Consider the following 8,905-nt stretch of genomic DNA (forward strand, 5'->3'; position numbering starts at 1 on the left):
GATACTCTTCCCCACCGTCTGTAAGCTGGTATTTCTTTTTTATTTCTTCCGGTTTCAGCGGATAATTTTTTGAGATGATATTGTACCGGCTCTTCTTTTTAATTTGTTTAGCTTCAATGGCTTCCATTTCAAAAACCCGCCCCGGAAACCCTTCTTCCCTCTTATCTGATGTATATATATGCGTATTGGGATGGAACTTCTTCAGTCTGAACCTTTCAGAAACCAGCTGGAACGCTCCTGATTTTAAAACGGCATTATTCGGAATATAAATATACTTTTCAGGTTCTCCGTATACTGCCCGGGCTGCATCTTCATCACCGAAAGTAAAGGCGAAATCTTCCTCTCCGCTCTCCAGGTTGACGCAGTGGCAGCTTACTGGAGCTTTTCCCGTACCCGATAAGAAAATCACGACTTCCTTGACGTCGTTTTTCACAGCAATGAGATCCATCCTGAAAATGCCGGGAAGTACCGAAACCAGGTACCTGAGATCAATCAACGGTGAAAGTTTTATCACGACCCGGTCTGATAAGGAAAGCAGCCGGCTCTGAATGGCCAGGAGATCCGGTGAAAGATCTTCGAGCAGAAATACCTTATTTTTATTCTGGTCCCGCCGTGCCGGATCGAGGTACATTACATCAAAATGTTCTTTCGTGTCTGCAAGAAAATCCTCCAGTCTCTGATTGATGAAACCGGCATTCCTCTCGAGAACATTCCAGTTGTGCTCAACCAGCGCGAGCAACTCAGCATTCTGTTCAACCAGGGTGACCTTCCTGAAACTGCGGGAAAGATAATAGGCATCGATGCCGAAACCGCAGGTCAGATCGATGAATTTTTCGCCTTTCAGGAGTTCTGCTTTATACGCTGCTGTTTTTTCAGAAGAGGCCTGCTCCAGGTTCAGCTGGGGCGGAAAAACGATGCCGTCTTTCAGCAGAAAAGGGAACTTCTTACGGGCAACCTGCTTCCCTTTGATCTGTTGTACGATTTCCTGCATGGATACTTCAGGAAATGGCGATTTTTTTAATAATAAGGAATGCAGATCCGTATTGAGGTTTGCATCAATGTACTGTTGAATGTTCTGATCTAATAGGGTACTGACCACAGCTTTGAATCGATAATTTTTGTTAAAAATGATGCTCCTGAATTTCAACTGGCAGGCTGTCCGGATTACCGTTTATAAAATATATAGTCCGTCAGAACGGGATCAATACCACTTTGCTTCAACAGGGAATTGATCTGTCCACGGTGGTAAGTAGAATGATTGACCGCCTGAAAAAGCATTTCAAAAACCGTATTATCGAATTCTGTTCCCTTTGAGTTCCGGTACTCTATCCTCTGATCAGCATCATATTGTTCAATAACTTCAATACTCCGGGTAAAGTTCTGCTGATTAATGTCATTCAGACTTTCAAAGGGATTGATCTGCCATACGTCAAATGAAATTCCGCCCAGTATCCGGGAGTTCCAGATTTGCTGTGCATTCAGGGTATGATTGATTAAGCGGATTATGTCTCCGCCCACTTTTTCCCGGTGATCTGCCATAATTCTGATCATTTCTTTGTTGAAATGATAAGTGTATTCAAATAAATCAACCATTTTTTCTTTCATAGCCGAACCATTTATAAAACAGACTCTCTCTTTAAAATAACTGTATTGGGTGAAAGCGGATCCAGTTTTTCAGGTCTTTCATGATCAAAGTCCAGGAAAAAAAGCATCTCATCTTCTTTAATAAACTCAATAAATCCTTGCAGAAATTGATTTAATTCGATCTCCTTATATCCGTCATTGTATGAAGCGGTCAGATTTATTTTATAGGGTTTATTGATGAAGTCCACGGTATACTTTATATGGCCTCTTTTGCCTTTATCCGGACCTTCCGGGATGGAATAGTTTCTGCCGTCAATAATTTTACCGCCCTGTATCATCATAGCATAGCCATCAGGAAAGAATGTAAATGATCCCAACTTTTCCTTATTTACTTCTGACCATTTTCCATACAGATCTTTTACAGATTGGGAAAAACAGATGGCCGAAGAGAATAAAGATAGCAGTAATATTTTTTTTTCATATTGACTCAAACATTTCGGCCCACCGCACTGCCCTGATTTCCGTTTCAGAATACATTTCCTCTGCTTTCCTCTTCGCGTCCAGCTTAGGGTACAGGTTGACACCGATCAGTTTGATCTTTCCTTCTTCTACCCATTGCTGTTCTTCAACGGCATGTTGATAAATCGCCTTCTGGAGCTCTCCTTTCTTCAACAGTTCCAGATAACCTCCTTTTTCCTCCATCTCTACAAACAGCGTCCATGCTTTTTCCGCCATCTGGCGGGTAATATCTTCTACATAATAGCTACCGTTGGCGGCGTCTTCAAATACGTTGATGATGCTCTCATAAGCCAGGACAATCTGCTGTTTGAATGAAATTTCTTCCGAATTTTCCGTTGTACTGTCTATCAGATAATTATTGGTGAAAACGGCGTCCGCACCGCCGATCATGGCCGAAGCCAATTCAAGTGTAGAACGGATAAGATTGTTCTCATGATCTGAAACCGACTTATTCCTGAGCGAAGTTTCTGCAAAAATATAGGGGATTTCATCCTTCTCGTACTCCTTCGACAGCTGGTTAAAAACCATTTTAAAAGCCCTGATTTTTGCTATTTCAAAGAAGTAGTTTGGCCCTACAGCCAATTTGAAAATAAGTTTTCCGATAATTTCGGGGCCGTATATTTCCATCAGTTCTTTTGTCTTGGCCAGGGCAATGCCCAGCTGCTGGACAATGGAGGCTCCGGCATTCTGATGGAGGGCCACGTCAATACAGATGTTTCGCCGGAACTGTTTTGCCAGCAGTTCTTTCACCAGCTGGTCATTGATCACCCCTTTCTTTTCATCAAAAACATCGATCAGCGAAAAATACTGGTCTTCTTCCCTGGGGCTGATGTGCCCGGCAAGGTCCTCATTATTAATGAATATGGTCTTCTGCTCCAGGTTTTCTACGTTACGGTCCAGCAGAAACGCAAAAACATCTTCTTCAAGACTGTCGTGATACCTAGCTACCAGATGGGTACTTTCTTCAATTTTAGGAAGGTTGACCAGCGGCTGTGCAACGGTGTCATAAAACGGTAGTAAACTGATTTCCTCCAGGTTTTCCTTCGTGAGAACGGAAAATATATCATCCGTTTTAAGCTGTTTCTTTACTAAATTTTCCCAGGCTGTATCTGACATGGTGTATGGATTATGGTAAATGGTAAATTTTGCTGAGCAGGTCTACAGTGAATTTCAGGAACAGATCCATTGACAAACACAGCGGACTGATCTGATCGTTCACGATTGATGGTCAACTATTTTTTAGCAACTTTTGTACTGTCGACTACCAGGATGAAAATTTCCTCATTCGGCTTTTTCATGAAATAATTCTCCCTGGCGTATTTCTCCTTCTCCGACTTATTGTTCATCAGCTTTTTATAAAATGCATCGTTCTTTTCGTATTCCGTTTTATAATACTGCAGCTGCTCTTCATATTTATCAATTTCTCCGTTCAGTTCATTGATCACCAGGAATGATGTCTTATCAAAAAATACCATCCAGATCAGAAAAAGACATACGGTAATGGTGTATTTGTTCAGAACATACTTCTGAATAAGTTTAAAGGTCTCAGATTTGGGCTGGATTTCTTTGATAAGCTTATTTTCCTTCATGGCGCAATACTGATGTTAGTGTTTTCTCAGTGAGTTTTTGATAACGGTGGTTAGGAAATCAATGGCTACGGAATTCTGCCTCATGTTAGGAATAATGAGGTCCGCTTCATTTTTGGACGGTTCGATGAACTCCTGATGCATGGGCTTAAGGGTAGTCTGGTACCGGTGGAGCACTTCATTCAGGTCCCTTCCTCTTTCCTGGGTATCCCTCCGGATCCTCCGGATCAGTCTTTCGTCTGAATCCGCATGCACAAAGACCTTAAGGTCAAATTCCTTCAGCAGTTCTTTATTGGTCAGCACCAGGATGCCTTCCACGACCAAAACGTTTTTGGGTTCCACCGTTACGTGGTCTCCGGTTCTGGAATGGGTAACAAAGCTGTAGATGGGCTGTTCGATCGGCTGGCTGTTCTTCAGGGCACGGACATGGCTGATCAGCAGGTCGAAATCAATGGACTTCGGATGATCATAATTCAGTGCTTCCCTCTCTACCAGGGTAAGATTGTGGTTGTCGTGATAATAATTATCCTGCGACAGGATGTTCATTCCTTCAATATCAAGCTGCTGAATAATTTTATCAACAACTGTTGTTTTACCGGATCCGGTACCTCCTGCAATTCCTATTACAAGCATTGTTCTTATCTTCTTTATAGTTTGTACAAATATACTATTTTATTTTATTTGACTTGAATTCAGTCTGCAGGATTGAAAGCGAAAGGTTGAAGCAAGGAAGCTTAGCGCAGGCGCAGCCGTACGGGACAACTGATATCAGATGAGACTAACGGTGATCCGTCAAGAAAAATCCTTTTGGGATTTAGGGCTGCAGAGCCCGGGCCATTGTGATACGGATAGTATAAACGGTTCGCCAATAAGCGGTACAGAATTATGAAGTTACCCGGATCATAACTGCCGGCTGCAGGACCTGTAGAGAACATATCCGGAATCATTTTCCCTGCGGTTTAATAAAAAAACTCCGGCACATGTACCGGAGTCTGTTATTTATACGATTTCGCTGGTCAGTTCCCTGGAAAGCAGTTTTTCATGCATGGGTTTCAGAATATCCAGCGCGCCTGTCTTTACGGTACACTTTCCTTTGAAATGTACCAGTAAAGTACATTGTTCCGCCTGCTCCATTGTATGTTTGCAAATTTCGATCAATGAGTCAATGACATAATCGAAAGTATGGACATCATCATTATGAAGCACCAACTTGTACACTTCATCGGTATCTTCCAGAACAAGCACGTCTTCTTCGTACTTTCGTTTCGGATCGTCATAGTCTTTTATGGTATTGTAGAAAATCATCTTCAGCTTTTTTAGACTTCGCCCAGCTTTTCAGCCAGGTTATCAATATCATTCGGTTCTTCATAGACCATTTCCACCATTTCGACACTTTTATTGTTCATTTTCAAAATCTTGAAATGGTAATTCTCTCTGGTAAATTCCTGGTTTTCCTCCGGAATGTCTTCCAAAGCATGCAGGATAAATCCGGCCAGGGTATTGTACTCGCTTTCTTCAGGCAGCGGCAGCTTTTTAGGCAGAAATTCGTTGATCTCTTCCAGTGGCTGCGTCGCCTGTACCCAATAGGTATCTTCTGCTATTTTGTCAACAATTTTCTCTTCATCATCTTCCTCGTCCTGGATTTCCCCGACAAGTTCCTCCAGAATATCTTCCAGCGTAATAATGCCCTCGGTACCCCCGAATTCGTCGATAACAATAGCAAGGTGCTGCTTTTTCTGCTGAAAAATTTTGAGCAGGTCCGAAATTTTCTTGCTTCCCACCACGAAGAAGGCATCCCGCATCAAGTCTTTCAGGTCCTCATGGGTAAGCTCGCCTTTGCTTTTGATATACTCTCTTATGATTTCTTTGGTATACAAAATACCGATCACGTTATCAATGGAATCCACGTACACCGGAATCCTTGAATATCCGCTGTCCATGATCTTGTTGATGATCTCATTGACGTCATCCTCAAAATTGATGGACGTAATATTCTGGCGCGGTACCATGATCTGTTTTGCCGAATGATCGGTAAAATCAAATGCATTTTTAATGATCTCGTAGTTTTCCTCTTCAATCTCGCCGCTGTCAGCACTCTGTTTCACCAGCAGCTGCAGTTCTTCGGTGGAATGGATCTCCTGTTCCGAAGCCGGATGGATTTTCACCAGTCTCAGGAACCCGTTTGACATCGAATTCATCAGCCAGATAAAAGGCTTAAAAACGGTATAGAATACCCTTAAGGGCAATGCAGTAGCCATGGTCGTGGCCTCTGATTTCCTGATGGCAATGGATTTCGGGATCAGCTCACCGAAAACAATATGCATAATGGTAATCAATACAAAGCTGATAATTACGGAAATGGAGGTAACCGTAGCGGCAGTAAGACTGATATTGAGTGAATCGAAAATATTTTCAACGACGTGGTGCAGGGCGCTTTCCCCTACCCAACCCAGCGCCAGCGATGCCAGGGTGATTCCCAGCTGAGTGGCGGAAAGATATTCGTCGAGATGTTTGATGATGTGTTCCGCCTGTTTTGCCATGGAATTTCCTTCCGCAGCTTTAAGCTGTATCTGTGAGTAACGAACTTTAACAATTGAAAATTCTGCGGCTACGAAAAAGCCATTGAGTAAAACGAGTAATAAGGCCAGCAAAAGCCTGACTATGTCCGAGTCCATTTAAAGGTGGTCTAAAATTTATTTTTACAAATATAAACAAAATAAAAATAACAAAAAAAGCATCGTGGTACACGATGCTTTAATAATATGTTAAAGTAACCCTTACGAGTTTTTCAATGCTTCAGCTCCGGAAACGATCTCCAGGATCTCGTTGGTAATGGCAGCCTGTCTCGCTTTGTTGTAGAAGATCACAAGATCATTCTTCAGGGCCTGTGCGTTATCCGTTGCTTTGTGCATGGCGGTCATCCGCGCCCCATGTTCTGATGCTACGGAATCCAGTACTGCCTTGAATACCTGGGTCTTGATGGACTTAGGAATCAGGTTATCCAGGATTTCTGCTCTGCTCGGTTCAAAGATATAATCCGTTTCCACCTGCGGCTCCGTAGTTTCAGGCATTGAAATCGGAAGAAGCTGCTCGGTTGTTACTTCCTGGGTAGCCGCATTGATGAATTTATTATAAATTACATAAACCTCATCGAATTTGCCTTCCCTGAAACTGGCCATCACGGCTTCTGCCACATGGGCTACGGCATCGAAGCTCAGGTTTTCATACACTGCACTTTCATTGGCGTAAACGGTACGGGTTCTTCTTACCGCATCGAAAGCTTTCTTACCAATGGAAAGCACTTCCACTTCATACTGGGAATTATTCTGAAACTGCAGGTTCAGCTCCTTCACGATCGATGAATTAAAAGCTCCTGCAAGACCTCTGTTTGAAGTAACAGCGATAAAAAGCACTTTCTTCACTTCTCTTTTCTGAGCGTAAACAGAAACCTGATCAGGATCTGAGCTGGAATTTACATTCTGGATCAGCTCCTGTAGTTTTTCAGAATACGGCCTCAGCATCACGATAGCGTCCTGTGCTTTTTTCAGTTTCGCTGCGGAAACCATTTTCATAGCACGGGTAATCTGCATCGTTGATGAAATTGACGCAATTCTGCCTCGTATTTCTTTTAAGTTTGCCATATTGGGTTAGTTGTTGGTTGTCGGTTGTTGGTTGCTAGTTTTAGAAAATTCTGTCAACTATCAGCCAACAACCATCAACTAATTTTTAGTTATATTTAGCAGCTAAATCATTAGCAGCCTGCTTAAGAACACCTGTGATGGAATCATCAATTTTACCTGCCTTGATCGCAGCCATGGTCTCAGGATGCTTGGATCTCAGGAAAGCGATGTATTCAACCTGGAATTCTTTTACTTTTCTGATCGGTACGTTTCTCAACAGGTTTTCGGTTCCTGCGTAGATCATGGCTACCTGGCTGTCTACCGGAAGCGGAGAATTCACCGGCTGCTTCAGGATCTCCACGTTTCTTTCCCCTTTGGAGATAACAGCTAACGTAGAAGCATCTAAGTCTGAACCGAATTTTGCAAACGCTTCAAGTTCTTTGTACTGTGCCTGGTCAAGCTTCAGTGTACCGGAAACTTTCTTCATGGATTTGATCTGAGCGTTACCTCCTACCCTGGATACGGAGATCCCCACGTTGATTGCCGGACGAACCCCTGAGTTGAAAAGATCTGACTCCAGGAAGATCTGACCGTCGGTAATGGAAATTACGTTGGTCGGGATGTATGCGGAAACGTCACCTGCCTGGGTTTCGATGATCGGAAGTGCCGTCAGGGATCCTCCTCCTTTTACGATTGGCTTCAGAGACTCCGGTAAGTCGTTCATCTGGCTGGCAATCTGGTCATCGGCAATTACTTTCGCCGCTCTTTCCAGTAATCTGGAGTGAAGATAGAAAACGTCTCCCGGATAAGCTTCACGGCCCGGTGGTCTTCTTAACAGAAGGGAAAGCTCACGGTACGCAACCGCCTGCTTGGACAGATCATCATAAACGATCAATGCCGGTCTTCCCGTATCCCTGAAGAACTCACCGATAGATGCTCCTGCCATTGCAGAATATACCTGCATCGGAACCGGATCTGAAGCGTTGGCGGCAACGATTACCGTATAAGCCAGGGCTCCTTTATCGGAAAGGGTTTTAACGATTTGTGCTACGGTAGAAGCTTTCTGACCGATCGCTACATATATACAGTATACAGGATTTCCTGCATCAAAGAATTCTCTCTGGTTGATGATCGTATCGATCGCCACGGTGGTTTTACCGGTCTGTCGGTCACCGATGATCAGCTCTCGCTGTCCTCTTCCTACAGGAATCATGGAGTCGATCGCCACAATACCCGATTGTAAAGGCTCGGTTACCGGCTGTCTGTAGATAACTCCCGGAGCTTTTCTTTCCAACGGCATTTCGTATAAATCTCCTGTGATAGGACCTTTACCGTCGATAGGGTTACCCAGGGTATCCACTACTCTCCCTAACATTCCTTCCCCTACTTTGATAGAAGAGATTCTGTTGGTTCTTCTTACGGTGTCTCCTTCTTTCACCAATTTGCTTTCCCCCAAAAGAGCAACCCCTACGTTGTCTTCTTCAAGGTTCAGTACAATACCTTCTACATCACTAGAAAATTTCACCAACTCTCCGTATTGTACGTTTTCTAACCCGTATACACGAGCAATACCATCACCGATGGTTAAAACTGTAC

10 protein-coding genes are annotated in these 8,905 nt (G+C 43.4%); all 10 read right to left on the reverse strand.

The features are described 5' to 3' along the window. On the reverse strand, nt 1–1,099 hold a 1,099-nt coding region (locus QZ735_RS15210; protein WP_294250016.1), incomplete at its 3' end, for an RsmD family RNA methyltransferase. A 65-nt stretch (nt 1,100–1,164) separates the two neighbouring features. Next, a complete protein-coding gene (locus QZ735_RS15215; RefSeq protein ID WP_294250018.1) occupies nt 1,165–1,593 on the reverse strand; it encodes a DinB family protein in 429 nt (142 codons plus the stop codon). Nucleotides 1,594–1,616: 23 nt separating this feature from the next. Further along, complete coding sequence (locus QZ735_RS15220) at nt 1,617–1,961, reverse strand: hypothetical protein (RefSeq protein ID WP_294250021.1); 345 nt, start codon at nt 1,959–1,961, stop codon at nt 1,617–1,619. 100 nt (nt 1,962–2,061) lie between these two features. After that, nucleotides 2,062–3,219, reverse strand: coding sequence for a methylmalonyl-CoA mutase family protein (locus QZ735_RS15225; protein ID WP_294250024.1), 1,158 nt, complete (start codon nt 3,217–3,219; stop codon nt 2,062–2,064). A gap of 116 nt (nt 3,220–3,335) precedes the next feature. Further along, nucleotides 3,336–3,692, reverse strand: coding sequence for a septum formation initiator family protein (locus tag QZ735_RS15230; RefSeq protein WP_294250026.1), 357 nt, complete (start codon nt 3,690–3,692; stop codon nt 3,336–3,338). A 15-nt stretch (nt 3,693–3,707) separates the two neighbouring features. Next, a complete protein-coding gene (gene udk, locus QZ735_RS15235) occupies nt 3,708–4,322 on the reverse strand; it encodes a uridine kinase (protein WP_294250028.1) in 615 nt (204 codons plus the stop codon). Nucleotides 4,323–4,688: 366 nt separating this feature from the next. Continuing rightward, entirely contained in the window at nt 4,689–4,994 is a 306-nt protein-coding gene (locus tag QZ735_RS15240; RefSeq protein ID WP_294250033.1) for an ATP-dependent Clp protease adaptor ClpS, read from the reverse strand. Nucleotides 4,995–5,005: 11 nt separating this feature from the next. Beyond that, a complete protein-coding gene (locus QZ735_RS15245; protein ID WP_294250036.1) occupies nt 5,006–6,364 on the reverse strand; it encodes a hemolysin family protein in 1,359 nt (452 codons plus the stop codon). Nucleotides 6,365–6,466: 102 nt separating this feature from the next. Next, nucleotides 6,467–7,330, reverse strand: coding sequence for an ATP synthase F1 subunit gamma (gene atpG / locus QZ735_RS15250; RefSeq protein ID WP_294250041.1), 864 nt, complete (start codon nt 7,328–7,330; stop codon nt 6,467–6,469). 85 nt (nt 7,331–7,415) lie between these two features. After that, the coding region (atpA, locus tag QZ735_RS15255) for a F0F1 ATP synthase subunit alpha (RefSeq protein ID WP_294250046.1) at nt 7,416–8,905 on the reverse strand (1,490 nt) is incomplete at its 5' end.

This window comes from uncultured Chryseobacterium sp., from assembly GCF_913776365.1.
Taxonomy (GTDB): Bacteria; Bacteroidota; Bacteroidia; order Flavobacteriales; family Weeksellaceae; genus Chryseobacterium.